Genomic DNA, 16,475 nt, shown 5'->3' on the forward strand with positions numbered 1-16,475 from the left:
GATAAAATACAATTGTAGTATTTCTGTAATATGATATCAGACTTATAATCCGACATTAATTAAAGGAGTCGAAATACTATTGCGTGATATTAAAGGGTAAACTAAACTTAAATGTACTTCCTTTATTAACGACACTTTCTACCCATAAGGTGCCATGCATTTTTTCTACAAACTCTTTGCAAAGAATTAGGCCTAATCCAGATCCTTTTTCACCTTCGGTACCTGGCTGTGATTTGTGTGTAGTTAAATTAAAGAGATCTGTCATATGTTCTGTAGACATTCCTACACCGGTATCAATCACGGCAATTTCTAGAAATTTATCTTTTTGTAGTGCAGTGATGTTAATAGATCCATTAGGATTTGTAAACTTGATGGCGTTAGAAATTAAGTTGCGTAGTACGGTCTTTAATAGATTGCTGTCGGTATAAAATTCTATGTCTTGTACAGCATTATATGTTATTGTAATATTTTTTGCTTGAGCGATTGATGTTTTAAAGTCAACGACTTGGGTAATGATGTTGGTAATATTTATGTTTTCTGGTCGATAACTAAGTTTACCAGTCTCAGTATATGCCCAATTTAATAGATTGTCTAATAGATTGAGCGTGTTTTTTGCCGTAGAATTTATAATCTTGATGCAATCACTATCTTGAGAATGATCTTTATTTATACTATTTTCAAGCATTAGTTCAGAAAATCCTATGATATGATTAAAAGGGCTTCTTAAATCATGTGCTATGATTGAAAAGATTTTATCCTTGGTGGCATTAAGGTGTTTTAACTCTAGTTGATTTTCTTTTATAGATTCTTCCGCAATCTTACGATAAGTTATGTCAGTTGATACGCCGCATAAGCCTATAACTTTATTTTGGTGTTTATCGTCATAAATAGGTGTTTTGATTTCCCAATACACCTTGCGATTACCATTTTGGTCAGTAGTATCTACTTCGTTTTCAGAGTCTTTCCCAAAATTAATAACTTCAGATTCAATAATTTTAATTTGATCGCATGTCGTTGGTGGAAAAAAATCTGCATCACTTAAAGATGGTAGTTCATGAGCGCTGCAATTAAATAGTGTGAGGCATTTTTTATTAGCGTATAAATATCTGCCGTTCATATCCTTTATATATACGTAGGTATTTAAATTATCTAAAGCAGTATTTAAATGAGTTAGTTTTAAATCAGCTTTAAGTACTTCGAGTTGAATTTCCTCACATTTTTTTTGATCAGTGGTATTCTCTAATTTAAGTTGTTTCAACTCGTTGGATAGCTCTACATTTTGTTTTAATAACTCTTCATATGTAGGTTTTTTTAACATCTGTTATGTATATATAGCTGAAAAATAAAAAAAAGTAATCAATGTATGATTCATTTTTTACGAAAAATTCAAGAAAATTCTTATCATTTTTATCAATTCTTACATATAAAGTTAGAAATAAATGCCTAGTGGTAAATATCTGTTTTAAGAATTAAGTTTTTGATTGATAATGCTTTATGAATAATACTATTAATTTTTCGTGATGCTATTGTTTTATGACCGTATGATTTAAAAGAATTAATTACTGTCGAGTCAATAAATCTAGAACGATTTTCAAATCCAATTCTTTAGAATATTTGAAGAAATAGTGGAGTTGCCATTTTTGAGTTTTAATGGCTTGTGTGTTGGTGGTCTTATCCCAACTAGGATATACTCTGAAACCTCTTTTTCCATCTTTGTAATTTGTTGAAAAGATTCCTTTTGCAATCAATACCGATTTAGGAAAAATAAATTGTCCATGTTGTTGATCTTTTTTAACATGAACGATTAGATAGTCTATGACATCATCTTGATGATATGGTTCAATAGGACCCAACTTACTACGTTTCCATATGGTAACAAATTGGCCTGTTTTTGTTGGAGTAATTTTGGCCGTTCTAAAAGCAATATGCAGATCGTTTAATTTAAAGGTACAAGCCTCATATTTTATGCTTTCACTATCAACTTGAAATGAGCTTAAATTAAAGCCTAGTTGGGTGTAAATTTTATCGTTGATATAAGCTAGATTAGTATTCATGCAATTTATGGATAAGCTTAAAAATTTCTAATCACTGGTTTTATTAGGTTTTGAAAAAAGGTTTTTAATCATTGATACATTAGAAAATAGTGCAGAAAACCCAAAACTAGTTAGTAAGGCAATGCCTGCTATTGTGCCTAATGCTCCACCGTATCCACTAAAAACATCACCTTTATGAAGATATATCAAACTAAATAAGCATCCTGCTAGTATGAGTTGAAAATAATTCACGTTAGTTTTAGCAGATACCATACCTATAAAAGAAGTTCCTATAAAAACAAACGGTATATGTATCGTGAGATAGCTGTTTAAGATATTAGGGAAGAAGTAAAAAAATACGGCTACTATGAGAGATAATAATGCAGATGCTCTTACTGCGCCTTGCTTTAATGGTGTGCTTATAAAATACGTGAGTACACTACCTATAACTCCTGTCAATACTATTATTAAGTCATTCATGCTACCATCCAATTTAAAAAAGTGATGAATACGACACTTGCAAACGCTATGGTTCCTAATTTTCCGCCTATTCCTAAAAAGAGGTTTTTAGATAACATTAGAAATAGAGCCGCAACTATACCTGCACTAATAACATAGCCTAATGAAGGTATAACAAAAACACTAGACATGCCCACAAATGTACCACAGTAGATAGGTACAGGCAATTGCTTTAAATAATTCGACTTGCTATTGATTGTAGGTAAATAAGATACCGCTGTACCAATAAAACCAGCTGCAATGACCGGTCCTAACTTTAAATGAATACTAATAAGATAACATAGCACAGCACCTATGGGCACCCATATCACAACGATTAGTTTCTCGTATTCATAATCTTCATGATGTAAGTCTAGATATCGATAGCCAAAAAGTAGGAGTAAAGAAATACTAATGATACCAACTAACGCGATGAAATTACTGATTTCATATTTCTCTTTTATAATCCATGCTAGAAATAGGAGCTGCAATAGCATCACCATCATAATCATAAAAAATCTAATCGCTTTATGTCTCTTCATTAAAGAATTTTAGTAATTCGACAAATATAAAGCGATTAAAAAACAATAAGCTTTTAAGCATATCGAGTACTTCAATTACTTGAATATGCGCCAGAAGAATAGGTCAACTCGTAACTATGTGTGTAAATTTCAAAAACAATACCAAATGGGTCTTCAACATAGCACATTTTAAACGGTTTATGGTCTGGTTAATAAGACCTTATAGGCATTCTTTGTTTACCACCATAAGCTACTATTTGCTCAATAAGATTTTCAATTTCAGGATCTTGAACAGAAAAGTGAAATAAACCAGTATGAAATGGTTGAAATGCTGGAGCTTCTTTTACGCCATGAGGAAATGAAAATAATTCTATACCTATACCGTCAGAAGTAGCAAGATGCGCAATTTCAAACTCTTCCCAGTCATCACCAAAGACATCAATACACATTTGACCTATAGCGGTTTCCTTTTCTTTCTTTACAATTGAAGGTTGCATAATAACGTACCATCCCATAACTTCAGAATAGAATTGAACTGCTTTATGAATATCAGGAACCGTTAGTCCTATATGAGAGAACGCTCTGGGATATTTTTTATCTGTTTTCATAGTTTAATAATTTTATCCAAAATTAATTTATATTTGCCTTATAGGCAATAACTTACTTTAAAGTAATATACACTACTAAAAGAGTTAATTGTTTGTTTTCAACACGTTATAATTTTATTTTGAAGAAAGAAATTACATGTCCGTTACATTATACCATGACTTTAATAGGTACTAAATGGAAACCCTTAATTCTATTTCATTTAATAGAAGGACCTTTAAGATCTGGAGTATTACAAAAACAAATTCCCGAGATTTCTAATAAGATGTTTACCCAATCGGTAAGAGAACTTGAGAAAGACGGATTAATTAATCGAAAAATATATCCAGTAGTTCCGCCTAAAGTAGAATATGAATTAACTAAAAAAGGATTATCGTTAAAATCTATTTTAAAAAGCCTCGACCTATGGGGTAGTGAACATTTTAAATTATAGCATAAAAAAACCGCAGCCTAATGTCTTTTGAGCATCGGGCTGCGGTTTATTTAAAATTTTTAAGTAAGAGAATTATATTTTTGGCTCGCCTTTAATCAATCTTACTGTAACTAGTACTCCTATTAATACTGCGATAATAAGACCAGTATAAGGACTTTGATTAGCTTCCCAGCTTAGATCATCAAAGTTCATTCGAGAGACATGAACGCCTATCAGAACAACCACTACGACTAGCAATACATATGCAAAATTCTTTTTCATGATCTTTATTTTTTCTCTTCTCGATTGAAGTATACTAGATAATAATACATCTGTTTTTCTTCATCCCAACCTTTTTCAAGATATTTTTCTGCACTTTCTGGATTGGTAAAGTCCATTTTAATCTGTACTTGAGTATCTAGATTAATAACACTTTTAATTCCTTTACGAGCAGCACTTACAGCGGTATTTGAAATAGGAAAATTAGATACATCTTCAATACTGTATTTAGGTCCTTTCTCAACCTTATAATTCTTAAACTCTGGTATCAATTCTGGATTGTCCAGTGTTTCATTTAAAAAGGTACTTTCTTCAAAATCATCATTCTTTGCAAAATAGTTCATAGAACGATTCATAAACATGACTTCTTCCTTTTTATCTTCGGCGGGTAGAACGACTTCTTTTGCAAAATCCTGGCAGAATTTTAAGTACTTCTTAGTAAAAAAGTTTTCATCTTCAAAGACATCCACACCTAGAAAACTTTCTAACCAGTATTTTGCATCATAGCGATTAGAATCTACAGATAGGATTTTATAACCGGTCTCTTCTTCAGTATTAAAGATAATAGCGCCTTTATCGAGTTTGTTTAAGTTAACACCTTGTTGCAATAGGATTCTTAAATCATCTTCGCCTTCTTCAAACTGCAAGAAATCTTGTTTCAACTCACTTTTAAAGATACCTATAGCGTCTACTTTATTGTTGTCTAACATGACGTTATCAAGATAACAAACGTATAACTCACCACTTCTTATATGTGGATGCACACTTTGCTCATATAACTGTTTTGCAATCTTTTTAGAATTATCTAATAGGGAAGCAGGCGTGTTAAAAATGGACTTTGCAAACGCATACAACTCGTGGAACTCTAGATCTTGCTCGTGCGTGAAGCTGTAATAGGTTTCTTCTTTTGAGCGAAAAGGCTTTAAGAAAAATTCTTTCAATAAGGCATGTAGCTCATCATCTAGTGGAGTGGTCGCAGCAGATGTTAAAAGCAACTCGCCTTTATTTTTATTACCTACACGGTGCAGTGCCAGTTGTTCAATACGTGTGTTGAAAAGGTTGATCATAGTATTTTAGTATAGGTCGTAATCGTCAAAAGTTTGTTCATCATAAAAATCGTCATCACCATCATCAATATCGCCGCGATATTCTTCATCACCATCAGTTTCATCTGCAAATCTTGGATCTGCTTCAAATTCTTTATCTGGCGCACTATCTGGCAGCTCTCCTATAGAGAATATTACCTGTGGATAAACGACGGCATCTTGCGGTCCAGCAACTTCGGCTAGCTCAATTAAGAAAGTCCACATGCTTAAAAAATCGTAGATGTAAACTAGTTGAGGTTGTGACTTGCTCACCACTTCTTCTATGGTAGTAGTTGCCATGGTACGAGAAGCACTACTGCCTTCACTCATGTCAAAAAGGCTGAACTCTTCATTCTGATTCCATTCCTCGTCACTGGCATAAAAACTAGCCATCTCATCTCCTGGTAATTGAAAACTCTGAGTAAGCACATTGTGAAAGTCTTCTAAACTAGCGCTACCTTCAATTTCTATATCACGGAAAACGTCTTGTGTCGCATCTAGAATAGCTCTAAATCTATAAATCATTTTTTACTTTTTAAGGTGGGCAAAGATACGTTTATCCTACTGTATGAGGAAAATGATGTATGGTAAATATAGATGTTTTTTATACGCTTTCGCGAAAGCGAATCCAACAATATTAATCTGTTTCATTCAAAACAAATCATCTATAATTTATGATTTTACAGCATTTTTTAAACGCATCATTAAATAAAACTGAAGTCCTAAAATTATCGAAGCTAGTACTAAGTGCGCTGCTTGAGAACCAAATGGGAAATCAACATAATTCATTAATATACCAGTAAAAACAGTAATAAGTAATAAGGCTATCAACCATGCATAAAAGGGTTGTGGATGCCCTAACACTTTTACAGCTTTGTAGACAAACCAGGCATGTATCGCTAGTAACAAAATAGAAAAAGACCTATGAATTAAAAATACTACTGGCGCGCTTTCTTCTAGCCATATCGATAGAAATGGATATCCCATTTCATCAATCATATGATCTAGATATTGTCTTACTTGGGTACCTAGGGCAACTTGCACTAGCGTTAAGATAATAAGCAGTATAGATATTTTATAGAATGATTTGCTGGATTGATATCTATGATCTGTAGGTTGTACTTCATGTAATAAATAAATCAAAAGACCTACTATCAGCAAGGCAACAATCATGTGAATGGTAATCAATACCGGTGATAATAAAGTGTCTACTACGATTTTACCTATTACCGCTTGGATTAACATGGCTAGTAATGCTACAATACTTAATATGGTTATCTTCTTGCGGTTTTTCCAGTATTTTAGTGAAAAAACGCACATGATAAGAACGACTAATCCACCTAAAGCGCCTATCAGTCTGTTGACATATTCTGTCCAGGTATGATAGACATTAAAAACGGCATAGTTATGTTTAGTATACGGTTTCCAGTCTGCTGGGTTATAAGTGCTTTGTGCCATAAAATTTGTCACAGCAACTCTTAATTCTTCTTCATGTATAATCACCATACCTTTTTTATATGGTGTATCTGGTGAGAACTCTAGTTGGCTTTCCTCAGTAGGTGGAATGTAATAGCCAAAACACTTAGGCCAGTCGGGACATCCCATTCCAGATCCAGTCATGCGCACCACAGCACCAGCAATGATAATAAGATATATAACGGCGATACTCCATCGCAATGCGACGCGGTAATTTCTATCTGAAAAAAAGGTGGTTGTACTCAATTTTATATTATTCTATTATTGTGGTCGCACGGTATTTAAAACCTTGCGTTTTTGTAACTCGATTAAGATGTGCGATATATGGCGACTAATGAATATTAATGCAGTCGATCACCACGTACTTCTAGGTCACCTATAAAGCTCGCTTCATAATCCAGCCAGTAGTTCCATCGTTCCATGACATCATCTTCTGGGAAGTGTGTTTTAGCAAGTTGTAGAAATAGTTTGTAGTGAGAAGCCTCTGCCACCATAAATTTATAATAGAACTCTTGTAGTTCTTCATCATCTAGATTTTGCCATAAGGTTTTAAAACGTTCACAGCTGCGCGCTTCTATCATCGCACAAATAAGGAGTTGATCTAGAAAGTAACCATCACGGCTTTGACCTTTTTTCTTTCCTTTTACGAGTTTTTTTACATATTCATCCTGACGCTGCAAGCCTAGTTCTAGACCACGTTTTTTAAGCATCGCAATAACCATTCTAAAATGTCCCCATTCTTCAGTCACTACAGGAGATAGGTGTTCTACAATCCCTTCACGTTCAGAATATTGCTGGATTAAAGAAATAATATTACTGGTTGCCTTTTGTTCACAAAAAGCATGATCGGTAAGTATATCTTGTAAGCTGATGGTAGAAATGTCTGCCCATCGTGGATCAGTAGGTAGTTTAAGACCTAAAGTAAATTTCTTTTCGGCTGTCATTTTCATATCGCAAAGGTCGTTCATGCGTTCTAGATGAGCAAGAATCCTTTAATGATTTCATAACCTACACGATAGAATTTATTTCATGAAATTTTATAACTTTAAGGAATCAAACAAATAATTAAATTATGACTACAGAGCAAGTTGCAAATCAACTGGTGGCCTATTGCCGCAATAACGAAGAATCTAAGGCTTATCAAGAATTATACAGCCCAGAAATTACCAGCATCGAGATGGTAGAGCCTATGAAAGAAGTTCAAGGTTTTGAAGGTCTGGCAAAAAAAGGTGAGTGGTGGAAAGAGAACTTTGAGGTACACGCAAACAAGGTATCAGAACCACTTATTGCAGATAATCACTTTACGGTTCGTTTCTGGATGGATACGACACATAAACCTAGCGGACAACGCACTCAAATGAATGAGTTAGCCGTTTATGAGGTGAAGGATGGTAAAATATGGAGAGAACAGTTTTTCTATAACACTGGAGAATAAATACAGTATCATATATAGTTCTAGAGTTTTGAAAGAAATTCTAGAACTTGTTTTACTTGATCTTCATCTAAATTGTTGATTAAAGATAGCTCTCTTGCATCTATATCGGCATCTAGATTCTCCAGAACTTGTAAACCTTTTTTAGTGATTTTAAGCTCGATCTGTCTGCGGTCAGATGGACATTGCTTGCGTTCTACATAATCCTTACTAATCAACTTATCGATAACTCTAGTAGTATTACTGTTGGAGTGAATCATCTTGCGGCTTACATCCTGTAGATTTGCCGCTTTCCCTTTGCGACCTCTTAAAATACGTAAAACATTAAACTGCTGTATAGTAAGACCTTCTTTCTTTACGATCTCACTTACAGATTCTGTCATTTCTGTACCTTTTTTTATTAATGTGGTTACTAAACGTCTTGCAATCGGCATCTCAGAATCTTTCATACACGTACAATATTAATATAGGGAATAATTGTCTTAACAAACTTAAGGTTGTAAGACATAAAACTGTGTTAAGGTCTTACAAAAAAGTACACTTTTGTTAACCTTAAATTCAACTGTAACAATGAAGAGAATAAAGTATCTTTATTATGCGTTTTAATAAAAGAGTATGAACTTAAATAGACGAATTATGAAAAAGGTATTTATTGCAATTATGTTTTTAACAGCAGCTATGGTACAGGCTCAAGAAGATGGTGGTTTTGGTATTAAGGCAGGATTAAATTATGGTTCTAATGGTGATTTATCTCAAAACGGTCAGACGATCATTGATAATCCAGATGAGAATTTTGGGTATCACTTTGGTGTTTTCGGTAAAATAGACTTAGGACCTATTTATTTAAGACCAGAGTTATCTTATACGGTACTTAATAGTGATTATGACAGTAGTGCGCTAGAGGTTAAAAAACTAGATGCACCAGTACTTGTTGGTTTTCAAGTGATAGGACCGTTGCATGTGTTTGCTGGTCCATCATTTCAATATATTCTAGACACAGAATTAGAAGATGTCGATTTACAAGACGTGCAAGAAGAATTTAGTATCGGATTGCAAATAGGTGTTGGTGTAAATATTGGTAATTTAGGTATCGATGTGCGTTATGAAAGAGGCCTTTCTGAAAATGAAGCCGAATTCTCTAATCTAGGTCAATTAGGGACTTTAGACACAAGACCACAGCAAATTATTGTAGGCCTGAGTTTAAATTTATAGATAAATTTGATGTCTCATTACGCTTTCGCGAAAGCGTAATGAGAATCATTCATTGAGCCAGAATAACTTTACAGGTACATTATAATATCTTGCTAGATGTTTTGAGAAGCAACTTTAAGCAACCTCTGTACCTAAAGAAGCGGTATAAATATCAAACCATTGCTCTAGACTCAACGTAGTATCTAAAGCGTCTACAGCTGTTTTTAAACGCTCAATCTTACCAGTTCCTAAAACAGGAATAATATGTGAAGGATGCATTAAGGTCCATGCATAGATAACTTTAGATAAATCGGTTTCTTCAATTTGTGATGCTACACGTGCAATCGCATCATGTATGTTTTTAGATTTTTCATCTTTGGGTTGTAGTAAAGATCCACCTGCTAGCGGTGACCATGCCATAGGTGAAACTCTTTTCTCTATTAAATAATCTAGATTACCATTTTCAAAATGCTCGAGCTGCGCTGGCGAGATTTCAATCTGGTTGGTCACTAGTGGTTCATTAAGATAAGATTGAAGTGATTCAAACTGTACTGGTGTAAAATTAGAAACGCCTAAGTGATTTACTTTACCGCTCGTTTTTAATTCATCAAAACCGGCAGCCACTTCAGCTGGATTAAAAAATGGTGATGGTCTATGCAGTAAAAGAACGTCTATATAATCTGTGTTTAAATTTTTAAGAGATTGTTCTGCCTGCTGTATGATATATTCTTTACTATAATCATAGTACTTAACACGACGATCTGGGAATTTTGAGCTTTTCAACTTGATACCACATTTAGTAATCAATTGCATTTGGGAACGCAAAGAAGGTTCTAATTGCAACGCTTTCCCAAAACCGGCCTCACATTCATAATCTCCATAAATATCTGCATGATCAAAGGTGGTCACGCCAGCTTCTATAGATTGTTTTAAGTAAGTCAGCAATTGCTGGTCAGAAATATTCCAATCCAACAATTTCCACATCCCTAAAACGATTCTAGAAATTTCTAACTGAGGTGCTATTTTTACGGTATTCATCAATGATATTTTTTAAGATTTACAAAGATAAGAAGTAGTTCCCGTAGACTACGTAGGATAAGGTCTTATAAAGCCTTGTTAATTACTACTAAACTAGAGTTAAACGAGCTTAAAAGCTTTGTATAGGCTTAAAACAGTAGTAAATTGAAGCATGGAAAATATATTAATAGCAGGTGCACATGGTACCACAGGAAAAAAAATAGTAAACCTTTTAAATCAATCTTCTCAATACAATCCTATTGCAATGGTAAGAAAACAAGAGCAAGTGGATTATTTTAAATCGCAAGGTATCGATACGGTATTAGCAGATTTAGAGAAGGACGTTTCTCCAGCTTTTGATAATTCGATAGATAAAGTATTATTTGCCGCAGGATCTGGCGGAAAAAAAGTTGTTGAAGTAGATCAAGAAGGTGCAAAGAAATTAGTTGACGCTTCAAAAAATAATGGAGTCAAGAAATTTGTCATGCTTAGTTCGCTAGGAGCAGAAAACCCAGAAGAAGCGACAGAACTAAAAGAATATTTAAAAGCAAAACATAATGCAGATGAGTATTTGAAGAGTAGTGGTCTTAACTATACCATTGTAAGACCAGGATCATTGACCAACGACTCATTAACAAATCACATTACATTAGAAAAGAGTCTAAGTAAGAGAGGCGAAATAAGTCGTAACGATGTCGCAATGACATTAACCACTTGTTTAACAGATCATCTAGCCAGCAATCAGACTTTTGAGATTATCAATGGTGATACACTCATTAATGAAGCTCTAGATAATATATCTGCGACACACGCATAGTAAGTCTAGTATATAAATTATTGAAATCCAGTTGTTGATTAAACAGCTGGATTTTTTTATGCTCTATTTTTGTACAATCTGCCGCCTTTTAAAATTGAAAATCTAGCTTAAATCATCGATATTTACATAAGATAAAACGCATAGTAGCGTCTATCGATAAAGTGAGAAATTATGCAAGATCAAGATAGAATAGCCGAGTTTAAAAAATCTGTTCAAAACAAATTCAATATCTATAATAGCCTGTTTTTAAACTTGCCTTATAGCAACATAGAAAATGTAGGGATGTTAATTCCATTACTGATGGAACAATCTCAAAAAGGCCTGAAAGAAGGACTTAATCCCAAAGAGATTATAGAAGCATTCTTTAATGGATTTGCAGACTTGCATACAGAGCAAGACCGCATCGATTTTATGTTTAGAATCATTCAGTATGTAGAGCGACAAGTGGTTTTATATGATAGTGTAGAAGATGCCGCTTTTCCTAAACTACAACAACACAGCAGTTCTTTATCTCTTAAGGACTATTTTCAAATAGTTGAAAAAAATAACTCTTGGGACGCGATAGAAAAGCAGCTCAATAACTTTAGTGCACGTATTGTATTAACCGCACATCCTACACAATTTTATACACCAGCGGTTTTAGATATCATCACTAACCTTAGAACGCTTATCAATGATAATAATATAGATGAGATTGATGTCGCTTTACAACAGCTAGGACTTACATCTTTAGTGAATTCTAAAAAGCCTACACCACTAGACGAGGCAAAAAATATCATTCACACCTTAAGACATGTCTATTATGATGCGATAGGCGAGATGTATACCCATATAAAATCTAGTGTTGGAAATGCACAATTTGATAATCACGACATTGTAAAACTAGGTTTCTGGCCAGGTGGTGATCGTGATGGAAACCCATTTGTCACCGCATCGATTACAAAAGAGGTTATGAATGAGCTGCGCGTGACACTTATGAAATGCTATTATAACGAGCTTAAAGAATTACAACGCAAGCTTAGTTTTAAAGAAATACTAGAACCTATAACCAATTTAAGAAACACGCTCTATGAAGCCATGTTTGATGCAACCGTGCATGTGGCTTATCAAGATATTATAGAACCGTTAATACAAATTAGGCAACTATTAGTAGCAAATTATCACGGACTTTATTTAAAAGATCTAGACCTGTTTATTGATAAAGTAAAGATTTTTAAAACCCATTTTGCCACCATAGACATACGTCAGGATCACAGTATGCATACGGTAGTGATGCAAGCCGTACTTAAAAAGTATGGATACATTAAAGAATCTATAGAAGAACTTACCCAGCAACAGTTGATTGATATCTTACTGCAAGAATCAATTTCGCTAGATCCTAATGATTATGAAGAAGACATTGTAAAAGACACCATTGTCAATATCTCGCAGCTGTCCACCATTCAAGAAAATAATGGCGAACAAGGCTGTAATCGCTATATCATCAGTAATTCTGAAGATGTGTACAGCGTTCTTTATGTATTTGCACTTTTTAGATGGTGTGGATGGGAAAATAGAGACATCACCTTTGACATTATTCCATTATTTGAGACCATGAAAGGAATGGACGACTCTCGAGCAACTATGGAGCAGTTATTTGAACTAGAAGCCTATAGAAAACATGTTGCTTTTAGAAATCATAAACAAACCATCATGTTAGGATTCTCTGATGGTACAAAAGATGGAGGCTATTTAAAAGCAAACTGGTCTATTTTAAAAACTAAAGAAAGCCTATCAGAAGTATGCAGTCAACATGATGTAGCAGCGATATTCTTTGATGGTAGAGGTGGACCACCAGCACGTGGTGGTGGTAAAACACATCGCTTCTATGCCGCACAAACCAGTAAGGTGGCAAATAACGAGATACAGCTTACCATTCAAGGGCAAACCATCACCAGTACCTATGGAACTAAAGAGCAATTTAAACACAACAGTGAGCAACTTTTAACCGCAGGATTGTCTAATTCTATACTCGATAAAGAGATTACCATATCGCAGGATTCTAGATCATTAATAGAAGAGCTATCAGAATTGAGTTTTAAAAAATACGATGCTCTTAAACACCACGATAAGTTCATGCCATATCTAGAAAATATGAGCACGCTTAAATATTATACAAAGGCAAACATAGGCAGTCGACCTGGTAAACGTGGTCACAAGGCAAAACTAGAATTAACAGACCTTAGAGCCATATCATTTGTAGGATCTTGGAGCCAGTTAAAGCAGAACGTGCCAGGATATTTCGGTATCGGTACGGCACTACAGACCATGCAACAGCAAGGTCGTTTTGATGAGGTAAAACAACTCTATAATGACGTGCCATTCTTTAAAGCACTGATGTTAAATAGTATGATGAGTTTATCAAAATGCTATTTTGAACTGACCAGTTATATGAAAGAAAATGAAGAATATGGTGCGTTTTGGCAAATTCTAGAAGATGAATATCTACTGTCTAAACGCATGTTGCTAGAGCTATCTGGTATGGAAATCCTTATGGAAAAAGAGACCATTTCTAGAGAGTCCATTAAAATAAGAGAAAATATTGTCTTGCCACTATTGGTCATTCAACAGTATGCATTACAGATGATTGCACAGCACAACGAGCATCAACCGGAATATGAAAAAATTGTAACACGTTCTCTTTATGGGAATATCAACGCGAGTAGAAACTCTGCTTAATAGGGTAGGATAGATGGTTATGCATACGCTTTCGCGAAAGCGTAATTAAAAAAAACAAGATTGCTCATCATGGAGTAAGTGGTAGATACTATTTAAAAACTATTTGCAAATGCCTGCTAACATGATGAGGTTAAGAACGGTCGAGAATTTAAAAATCAATTCTAGGAGCCTAGAATAATGAGGCCTCAATTTAACCTACAAACGAGTTGTTTTTTACTTCAGTTCTTTGTTGTAACACGTTTTTTCTTTTTTATTCTTTCCCCAGGCAATAACTTTTACTCCTTTTGAATATTGAATTTTGTTTGGTTCGTTTTTAATTAGTTTTTCAAATCTTGGATAAATAATATCTAAATTTTTCAAATCGATTTCATTAATTGCCCATTCCAAATGATGAATTTCAAATTCGTTAATAGACTTTTCTGTATCTTGAAAAAGAGCATATCTTTCAGTTAGCCATTTATCCAATTCTGTTTTCTCCGTAATTTCTTTTCCAATCGTAAACTCAATATTTAATTTATCATTAAATTCCAAGTTATTAGATTCGTATTGGTTTTCAGTCCGTTTAATTTTTGAAAATCTATATGGTAGTTCAGACATTCCTTTAGCAACTTTACAAGACAAATTTTTCCCACCTTCAATGCTCAAAAAATAGACTCCAGTTTTATTATTTGACTTTATATAAGTTCTAATATTAATTTCGTCAAAATCCGAAATTGGTGAAAAAGAAGGAAGATTTTTCGGTCTAATCTTTTCCATCGTAAATGCAACAACAGAAATCCAAGGTTTTCCTTCAAAAAGGTCAATTTCTAATTCTTTCGGTACAAACTTTTTCAGTTCGCTTAATTCCACTTGCCAATGAAGAAAAATTGCGTTATTCCACTCTTGATAAAATTTCCAACTTTCGGTTGGGATTTTCCAAGGTCTGTGTTCAGTTCTATTTAATATTTCTCGGATTTTCATTTTGATAGTAAGTTAGAACTGTTGATTATATAACTATTAATTACTTTTATCAATCTGTTTTTCGTAAACTATACCTTTACATTCATCTCCATCTCCAATTGTTATTAGTATGCCATATTTTCCATCTTTTATAGCAAATGGAACAACTCGTTCCTCCATATCGATAACACAATTATATGATTCATTATAACTAATTCTCCAAGTACCAGTTTTTACTGTTACATCTCCATTTTTATAATTTAAAATCCCGTCTTTGTCTAATTCGAGCATTGTTGTCCATCCACTAAGTTCCATATTCAAGTATTCTTTTGATTTTTCAGAAAGTTTGTAAAGTCCAAGTGTACTTTGAAAATCGGGTTGAGATTCCATTTGAGTATAACCTAATTCCCAAGAGCAAAATAAGGGTTTACAGCTTACTAAAAATAAAATAAGAATAAGGAAAGTTAAATGTTTCATCAAATTGGCTACAACGGTCTAGTGTATGATTTCGTTGCGTGTTTAAGCATTAAAGTTAGCAAACAAATCACAGATAGAAAATTCCAGCGGAATTTTCGTAAGTAGGCTCTAACTAGCAATGAATTATACACATTGTTGGCTACAGTTTTTCTATTTTATTTATTATCACTCTTCCTAATTCAAAGAAAGCATCATTCCAGTTTAATTTATATTTCTTTGCATATAACAATATTTGGTTCGGCCATCCTTGATTTGAGCCATAAATATTGTGTTCAGATTCAAGATAATCTTTGAGTAATGAAGTAAAAGACTTGTTGTCAGTACCAGCTTCAAATCCGTGAATAAAAGAAGTTATTGTGGTTCTATCAATTGGATTTATCCACATTGAAGTTCTATTAATAAATAAATCAAGTGTTTTAAGTTCTTTGTTAGTCATTTAGTTCTTTTTGCTCAATTCATTTGGGTCAAAACCATACATAAATTTATTCAGCAATCCATTTGAGCTTTCCAGTTCGACAATATCCATTAGTTCCTCAATGTATGAACAAACTCTTTCTCGGTCTTCGGTATCCAATTCTAAATAAACGTCCACAAAATTTGAAAGTCCAATTCTGATTTTTTCTTGATATTTTTTGTCCGTTGGTTTTTTTGATTCCGCAACAGTTTTAAAATCCGATGCGATTTGATTTATTTTTTCCGTAAAAACTGGTTGCATTTGTTCGTCTGCAATTCCAGGATAATGGTTTTCAGCCACGAACTTTTTCTTTGCAATAAATTCCGCAAACTTTTCATTCGCATTTTCTGGTGTTTTCATTTCATTCGCATTTTGTCCGCAAGCAGAAATGGTTAAAAGAATTATTAAAATTTGAACGTATTTCGTCATTTCTCAAATTGTAGCCAATGGCAAAGGTATAAGGCGAGTGAGGCGTTTTAGCCGGTACGCGTAGACCTTTTGTATGTTGGTTATTGGTTGG

20 protein-coding genes and 1 pseudogene are annotated in these 16,475 nt (G+C 33.8%); 5 read left to right on the top strand and 16 right to left on the bottom strand.

Annotation, left to right across the window (positions count from 1 at the left end; all coding sequences use genetic code 11):
* Positions 1-76: 76 nt before the first annotated feature.
* From IL45_RS14660 to IL45_RS00755, 5 genes and pseudogenes are all read right to left on the bottom strand, one after another.
* Positions 77-1,318: a PAS domain-containing sensor histidine kinase gene (locus IL45_RS14660; RefSeq protein ID WP_051788592.1), complete on the bottom strand. Its 1,242-nt coding sequence runs from the start codon at positions 1,316-1,318 to the stop codon at positions 77-79.
* Between the two features lie 241 nt (positions 1,319-1,559).
* Complete coding sequence (locus IL45_RS00740) at positions 1,560-2,054, bottom strand: MepB family protein (RefSeq protein WP_036579100.1); 495 nt, start codon at positions 2,052-2,054, stop codon at positions 1,560-1,562.
* Positions 2,055-2,081: 27 nt separating this feature from the next.
* The gene (locus tag IL45_RS00745; RefSeq protein WP_036579131.1) at positions 2,082-2,513 is read right to left on the bottom strand and encodes a membrane protein; all 432 of its coding nucleotides are present in this window, start codon (positions 2,511-2,513) and stop codon (positions 2,082-2,084) included.
* Positions 2,510-3,073, bottom strand: coding sequence for a hypothetical protein (locus IL45_RS00750; protein ID WP_036579101.1), 564 nt, complete (start codon positions 3,071-3,073; stop codon positions 2,510-2,512). The genes IL45_RS00745 and IL45_RS00750 overlap by 4 nt, the downstream gene beginning before the upstream one ends.
* 71 nt (positions 3,074-3,144) lie before the next feature.
* Positions 3,145-3,660, bottom strand: a pseudogene (locus IL45_RS00755) (VOC family protein).
* A gap of 119 nt (positions 3,661-3,779) precedes the next feature.
* Between IL45_RS00755 and IL45_RS00760 the strand changes: the two are divergent.
* The gene (locus IL45_RS00760) at positions 3,780-4,091 is read left to right on the top strand and encodes a winged helix-turn-helix transcriptional regulator (protein ID WP_036579103.1); all 312 of its coding nucleotides are present in this window, start codon (positions 3,780-3,782) and stop codon (positions 4,089-4,091) included.
* 72 nt (positions 4,092-4,163) lie between these two features.
* On the opposite strand, the gene IL45_RS14970 is transcribed toward IL45_RS00760, so the two are convergent.
* The 5 genes from IL45_RS14970 to IL45_RS00780 all read right to left on the bottom strand — a co-directional run bounded on the left by IL45_RS14970 (position 4,164) and on the right by IL45_RS00780 (position 7,878).
* Complete coding sequence (locus IL45_RS14970) at positions 4,164-4,352, bottom strand: hypothetical protein (RefSeq protein WP_042248929.1); 189 nt, start codon at positions 4,350-4,352, stop codon at positions 4,164-4,166.
* A gap of 5 nt (positions 4,353-4,357) precedes the next feature.
* On the bottom strand, positions 4,358-5,416 hold the full coding sequence (locus IL45_RS00765; RefSeq protein ID WP_036579104.1) for a nucleoid-associated protein: 1,059 nt from the start codon (positions 5,414-5,416) through the stop codon (positions 4,358-4,360).
* Between the two features lie 6 nt (positions 5,417-5,422).
* The gene (locus IL45_RS00770) at positions 5,423-5,959 is read right to left on the bottom strand and encodes an IS1096 element passenger TnpR family protein (protein WP_036579106.1); all 537 of its coding nucleotides are present in this window, start codon (positions 5,957-5,959) and stop codon (positions 5,423-5,425) included.
* Between the two features lie 147 nt (positions 5,960-6,106).
* Positions 6,107-7,156 (bottom strand): COX15/CtaA family protein, encoded by a 1,050-nt coding sequence (locus IL45_RS00775; RefSeq protein WP_036579107.1) that lies wholly within the window; start codon positions 7,154-7,156, stop codon positions 6,107-6,109.
* A 95-nt stretch (positions 7,157-7,251) separates the two neighbouring features.
* Positions 7,252-7,878 (bottom strand): tRNA-(ms[2]io[6]A)-hydroxylase, encoded by a 627-nt coding sequence (locus IL45_RS00780; protein WP_235183303.1) that lies wholly within the window; start codon positions 7,876-7,878, stop codon positions 7,252-7,254.
* Positions 7,879-7,982: 104 nt separating this feature from the next.
* On the opposite strand from IL45_RS00780, the gene IL45_RS00785 reads away from it, so the two are divergent.
* A complete protein-coding gene (locus tag IL45_RS00785; protein WP_036579110.1) occupies positions 7,983-8,345 on the top strand; it encodes a nuclear transport factor 2 family protein in 363 nt (120 codons plus the stop codon).
* A 20-nt stretch (positions 8,346-8,365) separates the two neighbouring features.
* Here IL45_RS00785 and IL45_RS00790 read toward each other — a convergent pair whose 3' ends face one another.
* Positions 8,366-8,791 (bottom strand): MarR family winged helix-turn-helix transcriptional regulator, encoded by a 426-nt coding sequence (locus tag IL45_RS00790; protein ID WP_036579111.1) that lies wholly within the window; start codon positions 8,789-8,791, stop codon positions 8,366-8,368.
* A gap of 187 nt (positions 8,792-8,978) precedes the next feature.
* Here IL45_RS00790 and IL45_RS00795 point away from each other — a divergent pair, with 187 nt between their 5' ends.
* Positions 8,979-9,554, top strand: a complete 576-nt coding sequence (locus tag IL45_RS00795; protein WP_036579113.1) for a porin family protein — start codon at positions 8,979-8,981, stop codon at positions 9,552-9,554.
* Between the two features lie 114 nt (positions 9,555-9,668).
* Here IL45_RS00795 and IL45_RS00800 read toward each other — a convergent pair whose 3' ends face one another.
* Positions 9,669-10,571, bottom strand: coding sequence for an aldo/keto reductase (locus IL45_RS00800; RefSeq protein WP_036579115.1), 903 nt, complete (start codon positions 10,569-10,571; stop codon positions 9,669-9,671).
* A 151-nt stretch (positions 10,572-10,722) separates the two neighbouring features.
* Between IL45_RS00800 and IL45_RS00805 the strand changes: the two genes are divergently transcribed.
* Both IL45_RS00805 and IL45_RS00810 read left to right on the top strand, forming a co-directional pair.
* Positions 10,723-11,367 carry an SDR family oxidoreductase gene (locus IL45_RS00805; RefSeq protein WP_036579116.1) on the top strand — a complete coding sequence of 215 codons (645 nt, stop codon included), beginning with the start codon at positions 10,723-10,725 and terminating at the stop codon, positions 11,365-11,367.
* A 171-nt stretch (positions 11,368-11,538) separates the two neighbouring features.
* Positions 11,539-14,085 carry a phosphoenolpyruvate carboxylase gene (locus IL45_RS00810; RefSeq protein ID WP_081866503.1) on the top strand — a complete coding sequence of 849 codons (2,547 nt, stop codon included), beginning with the start codon at positions 11,539-11,541 and terminating at the stop codon, positions 14,083-14,085.
* 213 nt (positions 14,086-14,298) lie between these two features.
* Here the strand turns inward: IL45_RS00810 and IL45_RS00815 are convergent, their stop codons facing one another.
* The 4 genes from IL45_RS00815 to IL45_RS00830 all read right to left on the bottom strand — a co-directional run bounded on the left by IL45_RS00815 (position 14,299) and on the right by IL45_RS00830 (position 16,315).
* Complete coding sequence (locus tag IL45_RS00815; protein ID WP_036579119.1) at positions 14,299-15,045, bottom strand: YqjF family protein; 747 nt, start codon at positions 15,043-15,045, stop codon at positions 14,299-14,301.
* Between the two features lie 36 nt (positions 15,046-15,081).
* Positions 15,082-15,501: a hypothetical protein gene (locus tag IL45_RS00820; RefSeq protein ID WP_146128693.1), complete on the bottom strand. Its 420-nt coding sequence runs from the start codon at positions 15,499-15,501 to the stop codon at positions 15,082-15,084.
* Between the two features lie 139 nt (positions 15,502-15,640).
* Positions 15,641-15,937 carry a hypothetical protein gene (locus IL45_RS00825; protein ID WP_036579122.1) on the bottom strand — a complete coding sequence of 99 codons (297 nt, stop codon included), beginning with the start codon at positions 15,935-15,937 and terminating at the stop codon, positions 15,641-15,643.
* Positions 15,938-16,315, bottom strand: a complete 378-nt coding sequence (locus IL45_RS00830; protein ID WP_235183304.1) for a DUF4844 domain-containing protein — start codon at positions 16,313-16,315, stop codon at positions 15,938-15,940.
* Between the last annotated feature and the right edge of the window lie 160 nt (positions 16,316-16,475).

Origin of the sequence: Nonlabens ulvanivorans (assembly GCF_000732625.1) — a bacterium.
Taxonomy (GTDB): Bacteria; Bacteroidota; Bacteroidia; order Flavobacteriales; family Flavobacteriaceae; genus Nonlabens; species Nonlabens ulvanivorans.

Coding starts and splice junctions, on each gene's coding strand:
- IL45_RS14660 (WP_051788592.1), bottom strand. CDS start 1,318: ATGTTAAAAAAACCTACATATGAAGAGTTATTAAAACAAAATGTAGAG.
- IL45_RS00740 (WP_036579100.1), bottom strand. CDS start 2,054: ATGAATACTAATCTAGCTTATATCAACGATAAAATTTACACCCAACTA.
- IL45_RS00745 (WP_036579131.1), bottom strand. CDS start 2,513: ATGAATGACTTAATAATAGTATTGACAGGAGTTATAGGTAGTGTACTC.
- IL45_RS00750 (WP_036579101.1), bottom strand. CDS start 3,073: ATGAAGAGACATAAAGCGATTAGATTTTTTATGATTATGATGGTGATG.
- IL45_RS14970 (WP_042248929.1), bottom strand. CDS start 4,352: ATGAAAAAGAATTTTGCATATGTATTGCTAGTCGTAGTGGTTGTTCTG.
- IL45_RS00765 (WP_036579104.1), bottom strand. CDS start 5,416: ATGATCAACCTTTTCAACACACGTATTGAACAACTGGCACTGCACCGT.
- IL45_RS00770 (WP_036579106.1), bottom strand. CDS start 5,959: ATGATTTATAGATTTAGAGCTATTCTAGATGCGACACAAGACGTTTTC.
- IL45_RS00780 (WP_235183303.1), bottom strand. CDS start 7,878: ATGAACGACCTTTGCGATATGAAAATGACAGCCGAAAAGAAATTTACT.
- IL45_RS00785 (WP_036579110.1), top strand. CDS start 7,983: ATGACTACAGAGCAAGTTGCAAATCAACTGGTGGCCTATTGCCGCAAT.
- IL45_RS00790 (WP_036579111.1), bottom strand. CDS start 8,791: ATGAAAGATTCTGAGATGCCGATTGCAAGACGTTTAGTAACCACATTA.
- IL45_RS00795 (WP_036579113.1), top strand. CDS start 8,979: ATGAAAAAGGTATTTATTGCAATTATGTTTTTAACAGCAGCTATGGTA.
- IL45_RS00800 (WP_036579115.1), bottom strand. CDS start 10,571: ATGAATACCGTAAAAATAGCACCTCAGTTAGAAATTTCTAGAATCGTT.
- IL45_RS00805 (WP_036579116.1), top strand. CDS start 10,723: ATGGAAAATATATTAATAGCAGGTGCACATGGTACCACAGGAAAAAAA.
- IL45_RS00810 (WP_081866503.1), top strand. CDS start 11,539: ATGCAAGATCAAGATAGAATAGCCGAGTTTAAAAAATCTGTTCAAAAC.
- IL45_RS00815 (WP_036579119.1), bottom strand. CDS start 15,045: ATGAAAATCCGAGAAATATTAAATAGAACTGAACACAGACCTTGGAAA.
- IL45_RS00820 (WP_146128693.1), bottom strand. CDS start 15,501: ATGAAACATTTAACTTTCCTTATTCTTATTTTATTTTTAGTAAGCTGT.
- IL45_RS00825 (WP_036579122.1), bottom strand. CDS start 15,937: ATGACTAACAAAGAACTTAAAACACTTGATTTATTTATTAATAGAACT.
- IL45_RS00830 (WP_235183304.1), bottom strand. CDS start 16,315: ATGAAAACACCAGAAAATGCGAATGAAAAGTTTGCGGAATTTATTGCA.